Origin of the sequence: Paracoccus sp. SCSIO 75233 (assembly GCF_027912675.1) — a bacterium.
In the GTDB taxonomy this organism is placed as follows: domain Bacteria; phylum Pseudomonadota; class Alphaproteobacteria; order Rhodobacterales; family Rhodobacteraceae; genus Paracoccus.
In genome coordinates, this window is record NZ_CP115757.1 from 2465982 (window position 1) to 2485427 (window position 19446).

Sequence of the window (19446 nt, forward strand, 5' to 3'; positions counted from 1 at the left end):
CTGATTTCAGCATACAACCGCATACGAATTGCGAATCCCGTGTCGCGGCGCTACAACCCCCACGAACTCGTGAGGGAGCCAGATTATGACCAACACCCGCACCGAAACCGACAGCTTCGGCCCGCTTGAAGTCCCCGCTGACAAATATTGGGGCGCGCAGACGCAGCGCTCGATCATGAATTTTCCGATTGGCTGGGAACGTCAGCCGGTGCCGATCATCCGGGCGCTCGGCGCAATCAAGCGCGCTGCGGCTGAGGTGAACATGGCCAGCGGCAAGCTGGACGAGACGCGCGGCAAAGCAATGGTTCAGGCCGCGACCGAGGTGTTTGAGGGCAAGTTCGACGACAACTTCCCGCTGGTCGTCTGGCAGACGGGATCGGGCACGCAGTCGAACATGAACGCGAACGAGGTCGTCTCGAACCGCGCGATTGAAATCCTCGGCGGTCAGATGGGGTCTAAGGAGCCGGTTCACCCCAACGATCACTGCAATATGGGCCAGTCCTCCAACGACACTTTCCCGACCGCGATGCATGTCGCCATCGGCATGCAGGCGCGCGACGTATTGCTGCCGGGGCTGGAGAAGCTGGCGGCGGCGCTTGAAGCGAAGTCCGAAGAGTTCAAGGACATCATCAAGATCGGCCGCACCCATACGCAGGACGCGACGCCGCTGACTTTGGGTCAGGAATTCGGCGGCTATGCCCATCAGGTCCGCATGGGGATCGAGCGGGTGAAGATGTGCCTGCCCCAGATCTATGAGTTGGCTCAGGGCGGCACGGCTGTCGGCACCGGGCTGAACACCTCGAAAGGCTGGGACACGGCGATTGCCGCCAAGATCGCGGAGATCACCGGCCTGCCCTTCGTGACCGCCCCGAACAAGTTCGAGGCTCTGGCCGCCCATGACGCGATGGTGTTTTTCTCGGGCGCGCTGAAAACCGTCGCGGCGAGCCTGTTCAAGATCGCCAACGACCTGCGTTTGCTGGGCTCCGGTCCCCGCTCGGGTTTGGGCGAGCTGATCCTGCCGGAGAATGAGCCGGGGTCATCCATCATGCCCGGCAAGGTCAACCCGACCCAGGCCGAGGCGCTGACCATGGTTTGCGCGCATGTCATGGGCAATGACGCGGCGGTCGGGATTGCCGGGTCTCAGGGCCATTTCGAGCTGAACGTTTATAACCCGATGATGTCTTATAACGTGCTGCAATCGATGCAGCTTCTGGGCGACGCGGCGTCGAGCTTCACCGACAATATGGTCGCGGGGACGCAGGCCAATGTCGAGCGGATCGAGAAGCTGATGAAGGAGTCGCTGATGCTGGTGACGGCTCTGGCGCCGACCATCGGTTACGACAACGCGACCAAGGTGGCCAAGACCGCGCATAAGAATGGCACGACTTTGCGCGAGGAGGCCGTGGGGCTGGGCTTCGTGACCGAAGAAGAGTTCGACAAGATCGTCCGGCCAGAGAAGATGATCGGCCCGTCGGAATAAGCCGGTCGGCAGGTAATGAGGAAGGCGCGTCCTGAAGGGCGCGCCTTTTTCTATTCTCCGGCCTCGCCCTTCTGGACCTCACAGAGGGCAGCGTCCGACCGCGGGCTGCCGCTGCCGGCGTTTCAGTCTGGCACTTTATCTTGCATCCCCGCTGCGCATCCGTTCAGCGCGGAGCAGCGAAGAAGCGGCCGCCCAAGGGGCGGTCGGCCGCTGCCCGGCGGCGCGATGCGCCTTGATTCCGGGTGGAGGTAGCGGAGCCAATGTCAGTTCTAAGCCCGAAAACACCTTCCAGAAAAAGCGCTTTACTTGACCGGTAATCTATTGCTGGCTCGACTGAGCAGCATCTGTTGGGAGCAAAGCTATGGAACTTCACGTTTGGCTCGCGTTCGCATCGGCCTCAATCGCTCTTCTTCTGATACCGGGACCGACCGTACTCCTGATTTTAAGCTACGCCATCAGCCAAGGCCGCCGGGTCGCTCTGGCGACAGTGGCGGGGGTTGCGCTAGGCGATCTTGTTGCCATGTCCACATCCTTGGCCGGTCTCGGAGCATTGGTTTTGGCCTCCTCCAAGCTGTTCATTCTCTTGAAATGGGTCGGGGCGATCTATCTCGTTTATCTTGGGATCAAGTTGTTCCGGAGTGCGTCGGGTGCGTCCTTGGGTACACTGGACGATGCGCCCGTGACCTCCCCTCGAAAAGTCTTCGTGCATTCTGCGGCAGTAACGGCGCTTAATCCCAAATCCATTGTTTTCTTCATCGCCTTCGTGCCGCAGTTCATCAACCCGAACGCAGCCTTGGCACCGCAGTTCGGACTGCTGATTGCTACCTTCGTTAGCCTCGCGGCGATAAATGCGCTCGCCTATGCCTTGCTCGCCGACAAGCTGCGCCAGAAAATCACTCGTCCGTCCGTCCTGCCATTTCTGACGAGGCTGGGGGGAGGTGCACTTGTGATGATGGGTGTTGCAACCGCTACGATCCGCCGTTCTTGATAGCAGTGCTTCATGCTGCTCTGTCCCAGACTGCGGTCTTTCCGCTCTCGTCCGATTGTCGCTATCCTGCTGCTATGACCCAGATCACCAACCTCAACCGCTTCCGCAAACAAAAATCCCGCGAGGAGGCGCGCCGACAAGCCGACGCCAATTCGGCGAAATTCGGGCGGAGCAAAGCCCAGAAAGCCACCGAAAACGCCGACCGTGATCGCGCGGCAAAACACCTCGACGGAACCAAGCGTGAGGATTGAGCTTCCTCCGATGGATGCGCCGTCAAAGCGGTCGCTGACGATTGACGGGCATCGGACCTCGGTCAGTCTGGAGGATGCGTTCTGGCGGGCGCTTGGGCGGATCGCGGATCAGCGGGACGTCACGCGGGCCGCTCTGATCGCTGAGATTGACCATAAGCGGCCGCCGGAGGTGGGGCTTGCCACGGCATGTCGGCTCTTCGTGCTGGCGGAAACCGGGCGCAGCGGTTAAAGCACGGGGCCAAAGACAGGAGGCCTCGATGATCCCGCGCTATGCCCGCCCCGAAATGACCGCCATCTGGTCGCCGGAAACCAAGTTCCGCATCTGGTACGAGATCGAGGCCCATGCCTGCGATGCTCAGGCCGATCTGGGTGTGATCCCGCGCGAGAATGCGGATGCGGTCTGGAAAGCCAAGGATGTCGAATTCGACGTCGCCCGCATCGATGAGATCGAGGCGGTGACCAAGCATGACGTTATCGCCTTCCTGACCCATCTGGCCGAGCATATCGGCAGTGAGGAGGCGCGTTTCGTCCATCAGGGCATGACCTCGTCCGATGTTCTGGACACCACGCTGAACGTCCAGCTTGTCCGCGCCGCCGATATTCTGCTGGCCGATATGGACAAGCTGCTCGGGGCGCTGAAGAAGCGGGCGATTGAACACAAGGACACGGTCCGCATCGGCCGCAGCCACGGCATCCATGCCGAGCCGACCACGATGGGTCTGACCTTTGCCCGCTTCTATGCCGAGATGGACCGCAACAGGGCCCGGCTGCAAGCCGCCCGCGAGGAGGTCGCCACCGGCGCGATCTCGGGCGCGGTCGGGACGTTTGCCAATATCGACCCGGCGGTCGAGGAACATGTCTGCGCCAAGATGGGCCTGCGCCCCGAGCCGATCAGCACGCAGGTCATCCCGCGCGACCGCCATGCAATGTTCTTCGCCACGCTCGGCGTGATCGCATCCAGCATCGAGAACATCGCCATCGAGATCCGCCACATGCAGCGCACCGAGGTGCTGGAGGCGGAGGAGTTCTTCAGCCCCGGCCAGAAAGGCTCCTCGGCCATGCCGCATAAGCGCAACCCGGTGCTGACGGAGAACCTGACCGGCCTTGCCCGGCTGGTCCGCATGACGGTGATCCCGGCCATGGAAAACGTGGCGCTCTGGCATGAGCGTGACATCTCCCACAGCTCGGTCGAGCGTGGCATTGCGCCGGACGCGACCGTGACGCTGGATTTCGCGCTGAACCGTCTGGCGGGCGTGGTCGAGAAGCTGGTGGTTTACCCGGACAACATGCTGGCAAATATGAACAAGTTCAAGGGTCTGGTGATGTCGCAGCGGGTGCTGCTGGCGCTGACGCAGGCCGGGGTTTCACGCGAGGATGCCTACCGGCTGGTGCAGCGCAATGCGATGAAGGTCTGGGAGGACGGCAAGGACTTCAAAGAGGAATTGCTGGCCGATGCCGAGGTGACAGCGGCGTTGTCACCTGCCGAGATCGAGGAAAAATTCGACCTCGGTTATCACACCAAGCATGTCGACACGATCTTCGCCCGCGTCTTTGGCGAGGCCGGATAACCGGGGCTTAAACAATCTCTGCCATCTTCATCCCGCGAAGCAAGTGGGGATGATGAATGAACCTGGAACCGGCCTTATCGCCGCGCCAGAAGGCAGCGGTCATCGTGCGGCTGCTGATCGGCTCCGGCGAGGATCTGTCGCTGGAGCAGCTGCCGCCTGACGCACAATCGGCGCTGGCGCATGAGATGGCGCTGATGGGGTTGGTCGATCGCCAGACCCGCGACCGCGTCATCGAGGAATTCTGCGAGTCGGTGGAGCAGGTCGGCGTGACCTTCCCCGGCGGGCTGAACCCGACGCTCGATCTGCTGGGCGGAACGCTGTCACAGGACACGGCGGACCGGCTGCGCCGCATGGCCGCGATGGCGGGGCATTCCGACCCGTGGGACAGGATCGCAACGCTTCCGGCGCGGCAGATTGCCGGGCTCGCGCAGAGCGAAGCCGTGGAGATCGCGGCGGTGCTGTTCTCGAAATTGCCGGTTCCGAAGGCGGCGGAGGCATTCGCGCTGATGCCCGCAGATCAGGCGCGGCATATCGCCTATGCCATGTCACTCACCTCGGGCATTGAAACGCCGGCGCTGCGTCGGATCGGGGTTGCGCTGTTGCAGGCCGTCGATGGCACGGCGCGCCCGGCCATTGACAAGGCCCCGGTCGAAAAGGTCGGCGCGATCCTGAACGAAGCACCATCGGGCACGCGCGATCAGGTGCTGACCGGGTTGGACGAAGATGACGCAGCCTTCGCGCAGGAGGTGCGGAAGGCGATCTTCACCTGGGCGAATATCCCGTCCCGCATCGATCCGCGCGACATACCGCGCATTGCGCGCGCCGCGGACCCTGCCACGCTCCACAAGGCGATTGCCGGGGCAAAGGATGCTGATCGCGTGGCGGCGGAATTTATCCTGTCAAACCTGTCCAGCCGCATGGCCGACGGCATACGGGACGAAGCCGAAGCATTGGGCCGCGTGTCATCGGAAGACACTGAAACCGCGATGGCGGAGATCGTCGCCACAATCCGGCGGATGGAGCAGGCGGGCGATCTGTTCCTGATCTCCGCCGACACAGATGACGACGGCACGGAAATCGCAATCAGAACAGCGGAAAGCGCATGATCCTGCCGCCGGGTAACAGCAGCGACTGGATCAATCCCATTCGGACTGGCGCGATTTCTCCAGATTGCCGAAGCGGGTGAAGCGGCCTTCGAAGGCAAGTTCGACCGTGCCGATAGGCCCGTGACGCTGCTTGCCCAAAATCACCTCGGCCTTGCCGTGGACCGCATTCATCTCCTCCTGCCATTTGGCGAGTTTTTCCAACTCGTGATCGGAGGGTTTTTCGCGTTCCTTGTAATATTCCTCGCGGAACACGAACATCACGATATCCGCATCCTGCTCGATAGAGCCGGATTCGCGCAGATCGGAAAGTTGCGGACGCTTGTCCTCACGGCTTTCCACCTGACGCGACAACTGCGACAGCGCGATGACCGGGATATTCAGTTCCTTGGCGATGGCTTTCAGACCTTGCGTGATCTCCGACACCTCGTTCACGCGGCTGTCCTTGGCGGAGGCCGGGCGCAGAAGCTGAAGATAGTCGACGATCAGAACATCCAGCCCATGCGTCCGCTTCAGCTTGCGCGCCCGCGCGGCAAGCTGGTTGATCGGCAGGGCAGGCGTATCGTCGATATAAAGCGGGCAGGCCTGAAGGTCGTTCGCGGCATCGACGAAGCGGCGGAACTCCTCCTCCGTCATATCGCCCGAACGGATCTGCTGGCTGGGAACCTCCGCGGCCTCGGACAGGATCCGGGCGGCAAGCTGTTCGGCGGACATCTCCAGCGAGAAGAACCCGACCACGCCGCCCTCGACCGAGCCTTGCGTGCCGTCCGATTTTTCGCCGGTCTTCTGCGCTTTGGCGACATTGAACGCGATATTCGTGGCCAGCGAGGTTTTCCCCATCGAAGGACGCCCGGCAAGGATGACCAGGTCGGAATTGTTCAACCCGCCCATCTTGCGGTCAAGGTCGATCAGCCCGGTCGGAATGCCGGAAAGCTGCCCATCACGCTCATATGCCGCCGCCGCCGCGTCGACCGCCCCGGTCACGGCCTTGAGGAAAGACTGGAAACCACGCTCCGCGACACCCTGCTCGCCCAGCTTGTAGAGCTTCTGCTCGGCATCCTTGATCTGTTCTTCCGCGTCATCCTCAACCCGGACAGAGGCGGCACGCGCCGCGACCTCCTGCCCCAGACCGATCAGTTCGCGGCGCAGCGCGAATTCACGGATCATCTGCGCATAATCCCGTGCCGCATAGGCAGAAATCGCCGCCGCAGCGATCCGCGCCAGATAGGCCGGACCGCCGAGATCTTTCAGACCGGCGTCGCTTTCCATAAACGCTTTCAGTGTCACCGGGCTGGCAAGCGCGTTTTTGCGGATACGTTCCGAGGCGATTTCATAGATCCGGGTGTGCACCGGCTCATAGAAATGTTCGGGTTTCAGAAGCTGGCTGATCCGGTCGAAAACGTCGTTATTGGTCAGCAGCGCGCCGAGCAGCTGCTGCTCCGCCTCGATTGAAAACGGAACGCTCTGTTCTTCCGACTCAGGCTGGGCCGATGCCGCCTGCAATGCCCTGATTTCGCTCATGCCTGCCCCGTGTTTCTATTATTAAGTCGTTCTATTACCACAAAATATGCTTAATTTGAACGCAGCCACCCAAAAATATGGTGGGTAAGGCTGGGGAATATCTGTGGATAACAGCGGCGCGAAGCATCAGGCAGGGCTTCGCGCCGGGTTAATCTCGATCTAGGCGTTCTTTTCCTGCCATTCCCGTGGGTTGCTCAGGAATGCCTCGACCTCGCTAAGCGTGGCGGTATCGAAAACCTGCTGCTCTTTCGCCTCCGCCAGCACATCCCACCAAGTGCAGAGATGATGCAGACTGACGCCATGATCCGCCAGGCGCTGCGTCGTTTCCGGAAAAATGCCGTAATAGAAGATTACCGCCGTATGACCACATTGCGCGCCGGTCTCCCGGATCGCATCGACGAAGCTCAGCTTGGAGCCGCCATCCGTGGTCAGATCCTCGACCAGAAGCACCCGGTCGGTTTCATCCATCCGGCCCTCGATCCGGGCGTTTCGGCCATAACCTTTGGGTTTCTTCCGCACATAAGTCATCGGCAGGGCAAGCCGTTCGGCCACCATTGCGCCGAAGGGAATGCCCGCCGTCTCGCCGCCAGCGACATTGGTGAACGCCTCGAACCCCGCATCCCGCAGCACCGTCGCGGTCAAAAAATCCATCAGCGTGCCGCGCACACGGGGGTAGGAGATAATCCGCCGGCAATCGACATAGGTCGGCCCCTTGAGGCCGGATGCGTAGGTGAACGGTTCGGCGGCATTGAAGTCGACGGCCTTGATTTCCAGCAGGGCGCGCGCGGTCAGCCGGGCGATTTCATCTTGTGCGGGGAAGGACAGGCTCATGCGGACTCCATCTGCCAGTAAAGGGGGAAACCGGGATCGAAGACGGTGACGGTTTCGTCCCCGGCTACAATCGTGGTCGGGTAGGTCTCGACAGGTGCGTCATGCCGGGTCATGGTCACGCTGTCTTCATTGGGCGCCAGACCGTAAAAGGCCGGGCCGTTGAGCGAGGTGAAGGCCTCCAGCTGGTCCAGCTTGCCATCCTCATCGAACACCTGTGCAAGGATCGCCATCGTGTTCGGCGCGGTAAAGCAACCCGCACAACCGCAAGGTTGCAGCTTGGCGGAGTCTGTATGCGGCGCGGAATCGGTGCCAAGGAAGAACGGACCCGGCCCCGACATCGCCGCCTCGCGCAGCGCCAGCCGATGCTTCTCGCGCTTCGCAACCGGCAGGCAGTAATAATGCGGTCTGAAACCACCCGCGAGGATCGCGTTCCGGTTGATGACCAGATGGTGCGTCGTGATGGTTCCGCCCATTGCGCCATCAGCCGCGTTCTGCCGCACATAGGCGACGCCGTCCTCCGTGGTGATATGCTCCATCACCACCCGCAGACCGGGGGTCGCGCGGCGGACCGGGTCCAGCACGCGGTCGATGAACACGGCCTCACGGTCGAAAATATCGACCTCCGCATCGGTTACCTCTCCATGCACGCAAAGCGGCACGCCAGCCTCGGCCATCGCCGCCAGCACCGGACGGACCTTGTCGAAATCCTTCACCCCGCTGGCGGAATTGGTCGTCGCGCCCGCCGGATACAGCTTGACCGCCGCGATCAGGCCGTCGGCATGTGCGGCGACCAGATCGGCGGCCTCTGTCGTCTCGGTCAGATACAGCGTCATCAGCGGGCGAAGCGGCGCGCCATCCGGCAGGGCCGCCATGATGCGGTCGCGATAGGCGCGCGCCTGATCTCCGGTCACGACGGGCGGAACCAGATTTGGCATGATGATGGCGCGGCCGAAATCAGCCGAGTGCGGAGCGACGGCGTTCAGCATCGCGCCATCGCGCAGATGCAGATGCCAGTCATCGGGGCGGCGAAGCGTCAGTGATTTGTTCATGCTCCCCCGATTATACCGACCCGGTGCGCGAGAAAAGACGAGATGCAAGCTGGCCATAGGGATGGGTTGCCATTTTCCCTTCGCAAGCGCAGCATAGCGGGAAAACCGGGAATGTGGGACCTATGGGCTTTCTTTCGACAAACATGGCTGAGGCCACGCGTCTCTGGACGCAAGTTGCACAAATTGCTTTTGAATCTCAGATGGTTATCGGAATGCGGATGGCCGGCATGATGGGCTTCATCCCGCAGAAAAGCAACGAATCGACGCGGATGGTGCAGGAAAAGCTGGACGCCGCACAGGAAGCGGGCACAGCCGTATTCAAGGCCGTGGCGCGCGGCGCATCGGCGGATCAGGTGGTTTCGGCAGCCCTGAAACCCTATGGCCGCCGGACCAAAGCCAACGCCAAGCGCCTGACCAGATCGGCGACCCGCCGTCGTTGAGCGTGGTTCTTCGCCGGACTCGATAGAAATAAAATCGGCTCCGATATGAAAAACGGCCCCTCACGGGGCCGTTTTCGTTTCCTTTGCGGGGTGTCCCGATCAGATCAGCTTGCCGATGGCCACAGCCGTATCGCTCATCCGGTTGGAGAAGCCCCATTCGTTGTCGTACCAGGTCAGGATGCGGCACATGCGGCCTTCCATGACCTTGGTCTGATCGAGTGCGAAGATCGAGGAATGCGGATCGTGGTTGAAGTCGATCGAGACATTCGGGCGATCTGTATAGCCGAGGATGCCTTTCAGCGGTCCATTTGCAGCCGAGGTGATTGCTTCGTTGATCTCTTCAACCGTGGTGTCGCGCGCGGCTTCGAAGGTCAGGTCAACGACCGAAACATTCGGCGTCGGTACACGGATCGCGACACCGTCGAGCTTGCCGTTCAGCTCCGGCAGAACCAGACCCACGGCCTTGGCGGCCCCGGTTGAGGTCGGGATCATCGACATCGCTGCGGCGCGGGCGCGATACAGATCCTTATGCATCGTATCCAGCGTCGGCTGGTCGCCGGTGTAGCTGTGAATCGTGGTCATGAAGCCTTTCTGAATGCCAATCGCGTCATTCAGCACCTTTGCGACCGGGGAAAGGCAGTTGGTCGTGCAGCTTGCATTGGACACGATCAGATCGTCCGCGGTCAGCGTCCCGTCATTGACGCCGTAAACGATGGTCTTGTCGGCACCTTTCGACGGCGCGGACACCAGAACCCGGCTGGAGCCGTTCTCCAGATGCACTTTCGCCTTTTCCTTGTCGGTGAAAATGCCGGTGCATTCCATGACGACATCCACATCGCCCCAGGGCAGTTCGGCGGGATTGCGGATCGCGGTCACCTTGATCGGACCCTGCCCGACGTCAATGGTCTCACCATCAACCTTGACCTCGCCCGGAAAACGGCCGTGAACGCTGTCGAAACGGATCAGATGCGCATTCGTCTCGACCGGGCCGAGATCGTTGATCGCGATAACCTCGATATCGGTCCGGCCCGATTCGATGATGGCGCGCAGCACGTTGCGCCCGATACGTCCAAAACCGTTGATTGCAACTTTCACAGCCATGATGACCTCCGCAGACTGAATTCGAACCGCTTATGCGGCTTTTTTCCGTGGCTTGCAAACCCGCAGCGGGGTGTCAGCGCCAAAAGCTCACATACTCGACAAGCGCCACGAAACGCCGCCCAACCTCGACCGGCAAATTCCAGTGCAGCCAAAGCGCATCCGCAATCAGCAATGCGACAATCAGCAGGAAGATGGTAATTACATTGGCGGTCGTCACGAGCCTTCACCCAAAGATTGATCCTGCCCCTGCTTAGTCGCCGTATTCGTGTCGGGCAACCGGATGCGTGGCGTTCCGAAGATAACGCAATCCGGAGAATTTTCGGCAGTTTTTCGCCAATTGAAGCCGGATTTCGCCGGATCAACAGGCAAGCAAATTAATCCAGTTGAATCCGCGCGCCGTGTCTTGTTTACAACACCGAAGTTAGAAGTGCCGAAAAAGCGCCGTCATAATGCAAGTAACGATCTTGCACAAAAACGTGAACCGCTGCCCGGGGATAGTTGCCTTGCCAAACCGACTAAACGCAATTGCTCAACGCGTTCTTTCCGAGAAGCGCGTCTATTTGAAATCCGATACCGACGCCCGCGTCATCCGCCTCGCCCCGCTAACCCAACTGGGGCTCATCGCCGGTTCTGCGATCCTTGTGGGCTGGGCCGTCGTATCCGGTGCCCTGCTGGCCTATGACCGCATCGGCGGAAGCTCGGGCGAACAGGCGGCGCAGGCCCAGTCGGTTTACGAATCGCGCCTTGCCGTGCTGGCGGAAGAGCGTGACATCCGCGCGACCGAGGCCCGGAATGCGCAGGACAGGTTCTCCGCCGCTCTGGACGAGGTGGCGAAATATCAGGCGGAGCTGCTTGCGACGCAGAAGGAAAATCAGGAGCTTCAAGCCGGTCTGGAAGCCGTTCAGGCCAAGCTGGGCGCGGCCATCGCGGAACGACCGGATACGTCCCACGCGGCGAGTGCGGAAACCGATCTGGCCCTGACCGCGCTGAACGACCAGCTTCGTTCAACCGCCGAAGCCCGTGACGCGGCAGCGGAAGCCGCACGAATCGCCCGCGCAGAAGCCGCCGCTGCCAAGACCGAGCAGGAGCAGCTTATCGCCCGCAATGACGAATTGTTCGGGCAGATTGAGGATGCGGTTTCGGCGTCTGTCGTGCCGTTCCAGGAGATGTTCGACAATATCGGCCTCGATACGGACGCGCTGCTCGCGTCAATCGATGAAGGCTATGCCGGACAGGGTGGCCCGCTGACGGAAGCAACCGTCTCGACCAGCGGCAATGCCGCGATCAATGAAAGCGAGGCCCGCGCAGGCGACATCATTGTCAGCCTCGATCAGGTCAACCGCTACCGAATCGCAGCGAACAAGCTGCCGCTGGATATGCCCGTGAAGTCGGCCTTCCGCCTGACCTCTGGTTTCGGTCCCCGCTGGGGCCGCATGCATAAAGGGCTGGACATGGCCGGCCCGACGGGGACGCCGGTGCTGGCACCGGGTGACGGTGTTGTGACATTTGCCGGCCGTCAGAACGGCTATGGCAATATTATCAAGATAGAGCATGCACTTGGAACCGAGACCCGCTACGCGCATCTGTCAAAGATCCGGGTAAAGGTCGGTCAGAAGGTATCGCGCGGCGCACAGATTGGTGATATGGGAAATACCGGACGGTCTACCGGCCCGCATCTTCATTACGAAGTCCGGGTTGACGGCAAGGCTGTTAATCCTATGAGCTTCATCAAGGCGGCACAGAATGTTTTCTAAATCTCGTGTGACCGAAACCACGAATCGCACCCAGCCCCCGGCCACCGAACCGGAAAAACCCAAGACCGAAGCCGCGCCAGAGCAGGCATCGGCCACGGCACCTGCCCCGGCGGCACCGCGCAACCGCGCCACCCCGTCGATCCTGTCGTCGGACCTGACCATCAAGGGCGATCTTCAGACCGCCGGTGACATTCAGGTCGAAGGCCAGATCGAGGGCGATATCCGCGCCCATCACCTGACCATCGGCGATTCGGCCACCGTTCGCGGCGAGGTTCTGGCGGACGAGGTTGTCGTGAACGGCCGCGTCATCGGTCGTCTGCGCGGCCTGAAAGTGCGCCTGTCGTCGACCGCTCGCGTCGAGGGCGACATTATCCACAAGACAATCGCCATCGAATCGGGCGCTCATTTCGAAGGTTCGGTCCAGCGTCAGGACGATCCGCTCTCGCAGGGCGGCACGAAAAAGCTGGCACCCCCGGCGGCAGGCGCGAGCGAAAGCTGATATTCGGACAGTGATCTTTGCTGATACGAAGAAGGGGGCTGATCGCCCCCTTTTTTGCTGTCTGAGGTACGCGGCGCCTCAGATATCGGCGGGCGCCTCAGGCATGATCTGCCGATACATGTGCCAGCTTGCATGCCCCAGAACCGGCAGCGCCACAAACAGCCCCAGAAACCACGGCAGGATGCCCAGAAACAGGATCGCTGCAATCACGATGCCCCATGTGGCGAGCACCAGCGGGCTGGTCAGAACCGCCCTGACGGAAGTGATAATCGCCGTGATGAAGTCGATCTCCCTGTCCAGCAGCAGCGGCAAACCGACCACAGTAAAACTGAACAGAACCGCAGCGAAGCCCGCGCCGATCAGTGTCCCGAAGATCAGCATGGTCAGGCCCCGGCCCTGAAACAGCAACTCGGGCGATGACGTGATATTGGTCAGCGACGACACGCCCATGAATAAGGCGAATGTCGTATGGGCAACAAACACCCAGAACATGAACATGAGCAGGATCACCATCGCCATTGACGGCAGTTGCCGGTCCTTCTGGGCGAATACCGTACCGAGCACCTCGCGCCAGATCAGCGGCTCCTGCTCCTCCAGCCGGCGCGACACCTCGAACAGCCCGACAGCGGCGAAGGGCGCGATCAGCGGGAAGCCGACAATGAACGGCATCAGCCACCATTCCTGCCCCGATGCCGCCGCGACGAGGGCGAGAACCAGCCCGCCCAGCACATAGAATGCCGAGAAAAACAAACCGTATCCCGGCGCTTTCAGGAAATCTCGCCAACCGGCGCGAAGGCTTTTGCCGATGGCGTCGAAACCGATCTCAACAGGCTCCGGGATTTCGTCCGGCCCGTCATGCAATATTTCAAGATCTTGTTGGCTTTCGTTCATGGCGTATTCTCCCCCCCTTACGCCCATGCACCGTCATCCGCCGCCGGGACGCAATCTTTCCTTCAGCGCATCGTTAACGGCAGGCGTGACAAAGCTGGACACATCCCCGCCAAGACGGGCGATTTCCTTGACCAGTTTCGAAGCAATCGACTGGCGTTCGGCATCGGCCATCAGGAAAACCGTCTCGATACTGTCATCCAGCACACGGTTCATGCCGACCATCTGAAACTCATATTCAAAATCCGCCACGGCCCGCAGCCCGCGGATAATGACGCTGGCGCCCACATCGCGCGCGCAGTCGATCAGCAGGTTCTCGAACGGGTGAACGACGATTTCGCCGCCTGTGATCTTTGTAATCGCGGCGCATTCGTGTTCGACCATTTCGACGCGCTCTTCCAGATTGAACAAGGGCCCCTTGTCACGATTGATCGCCACCCCGATCACCAGCCGGTCGACCAGCGCCATTGCCCGTTCGATGATGTCGACATGACCCAGCGTAATCGGATCGAATGTGCCGGGATAGAGCCCAGTGCGCATGAAAACTTCCTTCGGTTGATGATAGCTTAGACGCCCCGGCCGCCAATTGTCGCAATTGCACCATGGCTGCGGCGTTTTGTCTCAGGTGCCCATGATCATGCCGGTAAGGGCGTCTTTCTCGTCCCCCAGTTCCTTGAGCCGGGCGGAAACCGCGTCGCCGATGGACACGATGCCGATCATCTTGCCGTCGTCATCGAGGACCGGCAGGTGACGGAAGCGACCTTCGGTCATGCGCTCCAGCACGGCCAGCGTGTCCTCCCCCGAGGAGCATGTCGATACTTTTCTGGTCATCAGCGAAGCGACCTTGCCCGACAGGATATCCGGCCCCTGCCGCCCCAGTTCCCGCACGATGTCGCGTTCGGACAGGATACCGACCGGGCGCGCGCCATCCTCGCTGACGACGACCGCGCCGATGCGCTTCTCCGCCAGCAGCTTCGAGGCATCCATCACCGTGGAGTCCGGCGTTATGGTCACGATGTTATCGCCCATGTCCTTCATGGAAAGTATCTGACGTACCAACATGCTGTTCTCCGTTTCTGCGTTCTGCCAGTCTGTCGCAACCGCGCCGCAGGTCAAGTCCCGCCGGGCTGTGTGACCTCATTTTCCAGCCGCTTTACTTCCGCGCGCAAGCTATGTGCCAAAGCTTCGGCCAGCCGGTTGAGCCGTTCGGAGCGGCGGTCATCGGCATGTCGGATCAGCCAGAACGCACGGGTCAGCGAGAATTCACCGGCCAATAGCGGGACCACACCCGGGGTAAAGGGGATCGCGAAATCATGCACGATCCCGATCCCGGCACCGCCCCGGATCGCCTGCATCTGGACGGAGACAGAGTTGGAGGTCAGGCGCGCCGGTTCCGCCCCCGTCCGCTCCAGCAGCGGGGCGAGATAGTCCAGTTCCTGATCGAAGATCATGTCCGGGATATAACCGATCAGCCGCTTTCCCTTCAGATCATCGAGCGTGGCGACCTGACCGTCCCGCTCCAGATAGTCGCGATGCGCGGCGAGATGCAGGTGATAATCGCATAGCCGCTGCACCACCAGACGCCCGCTTTCCGGCCTGCTGACGGCAACGGCGAAGTCAGCCTCCCGTTTCGACAGGTTGAACACGCGCGGCAAGGCGACGATCTGGATTTCCAGCCCCGGATGCGCATCGCAAAGCTGTGCTGCGACCTGCGGCAGCAGATAATTCGCGCAGCCATCCGGCGCGCCGATCCTAAGCTGGCCGGTCAACTCCCCCGGCTGACCAAGGGAATCGCTCGCCCCCGCCAAGGCTTGTTCCGCCGCTTCCGCATGTGGCACCAGCCGCGCGCCTTCGGGTGTCAGCGCGTAACCCTGCGGCGATCTGAGGAACAGCGGATGCCCCAGGGACTGCTCCAGCCGCGCAATCCGCCGTCCGACCGTGGAAGGATCCATCGCCAGCCGCCGCCCGGCACGCGAAAGGCCATCATCACGCGCAACCGCCAGAAACACCCGCAGATCGTCCCAGTCCAACACAGCCCCCTTTGCATAACTGCAGTACCCTTTTGCCGAACTGTCGCTTCCGCGCCGCATTTTCGCAAGATACACTTGGGCCAAATTTCGGGAAGGAGCTTATCATGAAACAGATCGGACACTGGATTGACGGCAAGGAGGTCGTGGGAACCTCGGGACGGACGGCGGATGTCTACAACCCCGCAACCGGCGAGGTTCAGGCACAGGTCGCGCTGGCCTCCAACGAGGAAATCAGCGCCGCAATCGCAAGCGCAGCGCAGGCGCAGATCAAATGGGCCGCGACCAACCCGCAGCGGCGCGCGCGCGTGATGATGAAGATGGTCGCCCTGCTGAACCGCGACATGGACAAGCTGGCAGAGGTGCTGTCCTCCGAACACGGCAAGACCTTCCCCGACGCAAAGGGCGATGTGCAGCGCGGGCTGGAAGTGATCGAATTCTGCATCGGTGCGCCGCATTTGCTGAAAGGTGAGTTCACCGATGGCGCAGGTCCGGGCATCGACATGTACTCCATGCGCCAACCGCTTGGTGTCGTGGCCGGTATCACGCCGTTCAACTTCCCCGCCATGATCCCGCTATGGAAAATGGGACCGGCGCTTGCAGCCGGGAACGCGATGATCCTGAAACCGTCGGAGCGCGACCCCTCCGTCCCGCTGATGCTGGCGGCGCTGTTCAAGGAAGCCGGGCTGCCGGACGGCGTGCTGCAGGTCATCAACGGCGACAAGGGCGCGGTCGACGCGCTTCTGCAAAGCGAGACCGTTCAGGCCATCGGCTTCGTCGGATCGACCCCGATCGCGCAATATATCTATGAGGAAGCTGCCAAGACCGGCAAGCGCGCGCAGTGCTTCGGCGGGGCAAAGAACCACATGATCATCATGCCCGACGCCGATCTGGATCAGGCGGCGGATGCTCTGGTGGGTGCCGGTTACGGTGCTGCGGGCGAACGCTGCATGGCCATTTCCGTCGCCGTGCCGGTCGGAGAGAAAACCGCCGACGCGCTGATCGAAAAGCTGGTGCCCCGGATCGAGAAGCTGAAAGTCGGCCCCTATACGGCGGGCGACGATGTCGATTACGGCCCGGTCGTGACCAAGGCGGCAAAGGAGAATATTCAGCGCCTCGTCCAGACCGGCATCGATCAGGGGGCGGAACTGGTCGTCGATGGCCGCGATTTCAGCCTGCAGGGATATGAGGACGGCTTCTTCGTCGGCCCACATCTGTTCGACCGCGTGACCCCCGACATGGACATCTACAAGACCGAAATCTTCGGCCCGGTCCTGTCGACTGTCCGTGCTGGTTCCTATGAGGAAGCTATCGGGCTGGCGCTTGACCACGAATATGGCAACGGCACCGCGATCTATACCCGCGACGGCGACACCGCCCGCGACTTCGCCAGCCGCATCAATATCGGCATGGTCGGCATCAACGTCCCGATCCCGGTGCCGCTGGCCTATCACACCTTCGGCGGCTGGAAGAAATCCGGCTTCGGTGACCTCAACCAGCACGGCCCGGACGCGTTCCGCTTCTACACACGGACCAAGACCGTCACCTCCCGCTGGCCCTCGGGCATCAAGGAAGGCGGCGAGTTCAACTTCAAGGCTATGGACTGATGTTGAAAGGGGCGCTTCGAGCGCCCCTTTTTTCCATGCTTGTCAGGCCGAATTCGTCACATATTTCTGCGGCAATCGGTCAAATCACAAGGAACACCGGCGGAACGACCTTGATCGGGGGCGATATTTGCTCACAATAGAACATACGTTCAATTATCTGCCAATGAGGGAGGAGGCGGTATGGACTTCGCACTGAGCGAGGAGCAGCAAGCGATTTTCGACATGGCGCGCGACTTCGGCGCGGAACATATCGGCCCCCATGCAGAGCAATGGGAAACCGACGGCACCATCCCCCGCGAGCTTTGGGCGAAGGTCGGTGAGCTGGGCCTCGGCGGCATCTTCGTGTCGGAGGAATATGGCGGGTCTGGCCTCTCCCGGCTGGACGGAACGCTGATTTTCGAGGCGCTCGCGATGGCCTGCCCCTCCGTCGGCAGTTTCCTGTCGATCCACAATATGTGCGGCGGCATGATCGACAAATTCGGCTCGGCGGAGGCGAAGCAGCGGTTTCTCCCCGACCTCTGTTCGATGCAGAAAATCTGGTCCTACTGCCTGACCGAGCCCGGCTCCGGCTCCGACGCCGCAGCACTTCGGACCCGTGCGGAGCGGGGAAATGACGGTTTCCGCCTGAACGGCACCAAGGCGTTCATCTCCGGCGGCGGCTATTCCGACTGCTATCTGACAATGGTGCGAACCGGCGAGGACGGGCCGAAAGGGATTTCGACCGTGGTGATCGAGGACGGCACCGACGGGCTCAGCTTCGGCGCGGCAGAACGTAAGATGGGCTGGCGCGCGCAGCCGACCGCGCAGGTGCAATTCGACGACTGCCTGATCCCGCTGGAAAACCAGATCGGAGAAGACGGCCACGGCTTCCGCTATGCGATGGCGGGGCTGGATGGCGGGCGGCTGAATATTTCTGCCGGAGCCCTGGGTGGCGCGCAGGCGGCACTCGACAAAACCATCGCCTATATGGGCGAGCGCAAGGCGTTCGGGAAATCTCTGGATCAGTTTCAGGCACTCCAGTTCCGGCTGGCAGAGATGGAAACCGCCCTCCAATCCGCCCGCGTCTTCCTGCGGCAAGCGGCGTGGAAGCTGGATCAGGGCGCGCCGGATGCAACGAAGTTCTGCGCAATGGCCAAGCTGCATGTCACCGACCGCGCGTTCGAGGTGGCAAACCAGTGCCTGCAACTTCACGGCGGCTACGGCTATCTGGCCGATTACGGGATCGAGAAGATCGTCCGCGACCTGCGCGTCCACCAGATCCTCGAAGGCACGAACGAAATCATGCGGCTGATCGTCAGCCGTTCCTTGCTGGCGGAGGCGCATTGATGGCCGACATGACGATCAGAAAGCAGGGCCGGGCCGGGCGAATGACCTTCAACCGCCCACAGGCCCTGAACGCGCTGGATCATGACATGGTAAAGGCGATCCATGCCGCTCTGGACGATTGGCGCGATGATGCGGAGGTGGCACTTGTCATCATTGACGCGGAAGGCGAAAAAGCCTTTTGTGCGGGCGGCGACATCGCCGCTGTCTACCGCGCCGGTCTGGCGGGCGATCACAGCGTCGGGCAGCGTTTTTTCTTTGACGAATACCGGATGAATGCCGCGATTGCCGATTATCCGAAACCCATCCTGGCCTTCATGCAGGGTTTCGTCATGGGCGGGGGCGTCGGCGTCGGCGGGCACGCAGGTCACCGGATCGTCGGGGACAGCACCCGCATCGCCATGCCGGAATCCGGCATCGGGCTGATCCCGGATGTCGGCGGCACATGGCTCTTGTCCCGCGCACCGGATCACATCGGCGAGTATCTGGCGCTGACCGCAGGACGCATGGGGCCGGGCGATGCGATCCATGCCGGGTTCGCGGATCTCTATATCCCGGAGCAGGAATGGCCCGGCCTGATCGACCAACTCTGCGAGACCGGCGACACGGATTTTCTGGCAGGGCAGACCCCGCCGGAAGCGCCGCTTGCCGATGCTGATCTGTCGGCCTTTGCCGGAGCCGATCTGGCTGACATCATCTCCACGCTTGAGGCACAGGGAAACGAGGACGCACTGAAACCGATCCGCCGGAACTCTCCGCTTTCGATGGCCGCGGGGCTGCGCATGGTTCGGGCGGCGCGGAACGACGCCCGCATTCAGGACAGCCTCGCACGGGAATTCCGCTTCACCTATCGCGCCACGCAGCATGGCGACTTCCTGGAAGGCGTCCGGGCGCAGATCATCGACAAGGACCGCAATCCGCAATGGAGCGCCGATGCCTCCGAACAGGGGGTTGAGGCCATGCTCGCCCCGCTCGGCGACGACGAATTACAATTCGATTAATGAAACGAAGGGGGA

At 61.6% G+C, this 19446-nt stretch carries 21 protein-coding genes; 12 read left to right on the plus strand and 9 right to left on the minus strand.

Annotated features, from left to right (window positions below):
• Nucleotides 1–85 precede the first annotated feature (85 nt).
• The 6 genes from fumC (at nt 86) to PAF12_RS12065 (ending at nt 5393) form a co-directional block, all read left to right on the plus strand.
• On the plus strand, nt 86–1480 hold the full coding sequence (fumC, locus tag PAF12_RS12040; RefSeq protein WP_271107186.1) for a class II fumarate hydratase: 1395 nt from the start codon (nt 86–88) through the stop codon (nt 1478–1480).
• A 361-nt stretch (nt 1481–1841) separates the two neighbouring features.
• Complete coding sequence (locus tag PAF12_RS12045; RefSeq protein ID WP_271107187.1) at nt 1842–2468, plus strand: LysE family translocator; 627 nt, start codon at nt 1842–1844, stop codon at nt 2466–2468.
• 74 nt (nt 2469–2542) lie between these two features.
• Nucleotides 2543–2719 (plus strand): DUF4169 family protein, encoded by a 177-nt coding sequence (locus PAF12_RS12050; protein ID WP_271107188.1) that lies wholly within the window; start codon nt 2543–2545, stop codon nt 2717–2719.
• Nucleotides 2720–2729: 10 nt separating this feature from the next.
• Entirely contained in the window at nt 2730–2948 is a 219-nt protein-coding gene (locus tag PAF12_RS12055) for a ribbon-helix-helix domain-containing protein (protein WP_271109700.1), read from the plus strand.
• Between the two features lie 28 nt (nt 2949–2976).
• A complete protein-coding gene (purB, locus tag PAF12_RS12060; protein ID WP_271107189.1) occupies nt 2977–4287 on the plus strand; it encodes an adenylosuccinate lyase in 1311 nt (436 codons plus the stop codon).
• A gap of 56 nt (nt 4288–4343) precedes the next feature.
• A complete protein-coding gene (locus tag PAF12_RS12065) occupies nt 4344–5393 on the plus strand; it encodes a flagellar motor switch protein FliG (protein WP_271107190.1) in 1050 nt (349 codons plus the stop codon).
• A gap of 30 nt (nt 5394–5423) precedes the next feature.
• Here the strand turns inward: PAF12_RS12065 and PAF12_RS12070 are convergent, their stop codons facing one another.
• The 3 genes from PAF12_RS12070 to pyrC form a co-directional block, all read right to left on the minus strand.
• Nucleotides 5424–6911: a replicative DNA helicase gene (locus PAF12_RS12070; protein WP_271107191.1), complete on the minus strand. Its 1488-nt coding sequence runs from the start codon at nt 6909–6911 to the stop codon at nt 5424–5426.
• Between the two features lie 159 nt (nt 6912–7070).
• Nucleotides 7071–7742, minus strand: coding sequence for an orotate phosphoribosyltransferase (locus PAF12_RS12075; RefSeq protein WP_271107192.1), 672 nt, complete (start codon nt 7740–7742; stop codon nt 7071–7073).
• The gene (gene pyrC, locus PAF12_RS12080; protein WP_271107193.1) at nt 7739–8791 is read right to left on the minus strand and encodes a dihydroorotase; all 1053 of its coding nucleotides are present in this window, start codon (nt 8789–8791) and stop codon (nt 7739–7741) included. The genes PAF12_RS12075 and pyrC overlap by 4 nt, the downstream gene beginning before the upstream one ends.
• A 200-nt stretch (nt 8792–8991) precedes the next feature.
• On the opposite strand from pyrC, the gene PAF12_RS12085 reads away from it, so the two are divergent.
• Nucleotides 8992–9231 (plus strand): antibiotic ABC transporter, encoded by a 240-nt coding sequence (locus tag PAF12_RS12085; RefSeq protein ID WP_271107194.1) that lies wholly within the window; start codon nt 8992–8994, stop codon nt 9229–9231.
• Between the two features lie 99 nt (nt 9232–9330).
• On the opposite strand, the gene gap is transcribed toward PAF12_RS12085, so the two are convergent.
• Both gap and PAF12_RS12095 read right to left on the minus strand, forming a co-directional pair.
• Nucleotides 9331–10332: a type I glyceraldehyde-3-phosphate dehydrogenase gene (gene gap, locus PAF12_RS12090; RefSeq protein WP_271107195.1), complete on the minus strand. Its 1002-nt coding sequence runs from the start codon at nt 10330–10332 to the stop codon at nt 9331–9333.
• 73 nt (nt 10333–10405) lie between these two features.
• Nucleotides 10406–10549 carry a hypothetical protein gene (locus PAF12_RS12095; RefSeq protein WP_271107196.1) on the minus strand — a complete coding sequence of 48 codons (144 nt, stop codon included), beginning with the start codon at nt 10547–10549 and terminating at the stop codon, nt 10406–10408.
• Nucleotides 10550–10781: 232 nt separating this feature from the next.
• On the opposite strand from PAF12_RS12095, the gene PAF12_RS12100 reads away from it, so the two are divergent.
• Nucleotides 10782–12086 (plus strand): DUF5930 domain-containing protein, encoded by a 1305-nt coding sequence (locus PAF12_RS12100; RefSeq protein ID WP_271107197.1) that lies wholly within the window; start codon nt 10782–10784, stop codon nt 12084–12086.
• On the plus strand, nt 12076–12585 hold the full coding sequence (locus PAF12_RS12105; protein WP_271107198.1) for a polymer-forming cytoskeletal protein: 510 nt from the start codon (nt 12076–12078) through the stop codon (nt 12583–12585). Before PAF12_RS12100 ends, PAF12_RS12105 begins: the two co-directional genes overlap by 11 nt.
• 78 nt (nt 12586–12663) lie before the next feature.
• Here the strand turns inward: PAF12_RS12105 and PAF12_RS12110 are convergent, their stop codons facing one another.
• The 4 genes from PAF12_RS12110 to PAF12_RS12125 form a co-directional block, all read right to left on the minus strand.
• Nucleotides 12664–13476: a DUF2189 domain-containing protein gene (locus tag PAF12_RS12110; protein WP_271107199.1), complete on the minus strand. Its 813-nt coding sequence runs from the start codon at nt 13474–13476 to the stop codon at nt 12664–12666.
• A 33-nt stretch (nt 13477–13509) separates the two neighbouring features.
• Nucleotides 13510–14013 carry a pantetheine-phosphate adenylyltransferase gene (gene coaD / locus PAF12_RS12115; protein WP_271107200.1) on the minus strand — a complete coding sequence of 168 codons (504 nt, stop codon included), beginning with the start codon at nt 14011–14013 and terminating at the stop codon, nt 13510–13512.
• Nucleotides 14014–14094: 81 nt separating this feature from the next.
• Nucleotides 14095–14535, minus strand: a complete 441-nt coding sequence (locus PAF12_RS12120) for a CBS domain-containing protein (protein WP_271107201.1) — start codon at nt 14533–14535, stop codon at nt 14095–14097.
• Nucleotides 14536–14585: 50 nt separating this feature from the next.
• Nucleotides 14586–15503: a LysR family transcriptional regulator gene (locus tag PAF12_RS12125; RefSeq protein WP_271107202.1), complete on the minus strand. Its 918-nt coding sequence runs from the start codon at nt 15501–15503 to the stop codon at nt 14586–14588.
• 104 nt (nt 15504–15607) lie between these two features.
• On the opposite strand from PAF12_RS12125, the gene PAF12_RS12130 reads away from it, so the two are divergent.
• The 3 genes from PAF12_RS12130 (at nt 15608) to PAF12_RS12140 (ending at nt 19431) form a co-directional block, all read left to right on the plus strand.
• Nucleotides 15608–17107: a CoA-acylating methylmalonate-semialdehyde dehydrogenase gene (locus PAF12_RS12130; RefSeq protein WP_271107203.1), complete on the plus strand. Its 1500-nt coding sequence runs from the start codon at nt 15608–15610 to the stop codon at nt 17105–17107.
• 180 nt (nt 17108–17287) lie between these two features.
• A complete protein-coding gene (locus PAF12_RS12135; protein ID WP_271107204.1) occupies nt 17288–18433 on the plus strand; it encodes an acyl-CoA dehydrogenase family protein in 1146 nt (381 codons plus the stop codon).
• A complete protein-coding gene (locus tag PAF12_RS12140) occupies nt 18433–19431 on the plus strand; it encodes an enoyl-CoA hydratase/isomerase family protein (protein WP_271107205.1) in 999 nt (332 codons plus the stop codon). Before PAF12_RS12135 ends, PAF12_RS12140 begins: the two co-directional genes overlap by 1 nt.
• Nucleotides 19432–19446 lie beyond the last annotated feature (15 nt).

What these genes read in the sequence shown, in the direction of transcription:
- fumC (WP_271107186.1), top strand. Translation starts at nt 86, where the DNA reads ATGACCAACACCCGCACCGAAACCGACAGCTTCGGCCCGCTTGAAGTC.
- PAF12_RS12045 (WP_271107187.1), top strand. Translation starts at nt 1,842, where the DNA reads ATGGAACTTCACGTTTGGCTCGCGTTCGCATCGGCCTCAATCGCTCTT.
- PAF12_RS12050 (WP_271107188.1), top strand. Translation starts at nt 2,543, where the DNA reads ATGACCCAGATCACCAACCTCAACCGCTTCCGCAAACAAAAATCCCGC.
- PAF12_RS12055 (WP_271109700.1), top strand. Translation starts at nt 2,730, where the DNA reads ATGGATGCGCCGTCAAAGCGGTCGCTGACGATTGACGGGCATCGGACC.
- purB (WP_271107189.1), top strand. Translation starts at nt 2,977, where the DNA reads ATGATCCCGCGCTATGCCCGCCCCGAAATGACCGCCATCTGGTCGCCG.
- PAF12_RS12065 (WP_271107190.1), top strand. Translation starts at nt 4,344, where the DNA reads ATGAACCTGGAACCGGCCTTATCGCCGCGCCAGAAGGCAGCGGTCATC.
- PAF12_RS12070 (WP_271107191.1), bottom strand. Translation starts at nt 6,911, where the DNA reads ATGAGCGAAATCAGGGCATTGCAGGCGGCATCGGCCCAGCCTGAGTCG.
- PAF12_RS12075 (WP_271107192.1), bottom strand. Translation starts at nt 7,742, where the DNA reads ATGAGCCTGTCCTTCCCCGCACAAGATGAAATCGCCCGGCTGACCGCG.
- pyrC (WP_271107193.1), bottom strand. Translation starts at nt 8,791, where the DNA reads ATGAACAAATCACTGACGCTTCGCCGCCCCGATGACTGGCATCTGCAT.
- PAF12_RS12085 (WP_271107194.1), top strand. Translation starts at nt 8,992, where the DNA reads ATGGTTATCGGAATGCGGATGGCCGGCATGATGGGCTTCATCCCGCAG.
- gap (WP_271107195.1), bottom strand. Translation starts at nt 10,332, where the DNA reads ATGGCTGTGAAAGTTGCAATCAACGGTTTTGGACGTATCGGGCGCAAC.
- PAF12_RS12100 (WP_271107197.1), top strand. Translation starts at nt 10,782, where the DNA reads ATGCAAGTAACGATCTTGCACAAAAACGTGAACCGCTGCCCGGGGATA.
- PAF12_RS12105 (WP_271107198.1), top strand. Translation starts at nt 12,076, where the DNA reads ATGTTTTCTAAATCTCGTGTGACCGAAACCACGAATCGCACCCAGCCC.
- PAF12_RS12110 (WP_271107199.1), bottom strand. Translation starts at nt 13,476, where the DNA reads ATGAACGAAAGCCAACAAGATCTTGAAATATTGCATGACGGGCCGGAC.
- coaD (WP_271107200.1), bottom strand. Translation starts at nt 14,013, where the DNA reads ATGCGCACTGGGCTCTATCCCGGCACATTCGATCCGATTACGCTGGGT.
- PAF12_RS12120 (WP_271107201.1), bottom strand. Translation starts at nt 14,535, where the DNA reads ATGTTGGTACGTCAGATACTTTCCATGAAGGACATGGGCGATAACATC.
- PAF12_RS12130 (WP_271107203.1), top strand. Translation starts at nt 15,608, where the DNA reads ATGAAACAGATCGGACACTGGATTGACGGCAAGGAGGTCGTGGGAACC.
- PAF12_RS12135 (WP_271107204.1), top strand. Translation starts at nt 17,288, where the DNA reads ATGGACTTCGCACTGAGCGAGGAGCAGCAAGCGATTTTCGACATGGCG.
- PAF12_RS12140 (WP_271107205.1), top strand. Translation starts at nt 18,433, where the DNA reads ATGGCCGACATGACGATCAGAAAGCAGGGCCGGGCCGGGCGAATGACC.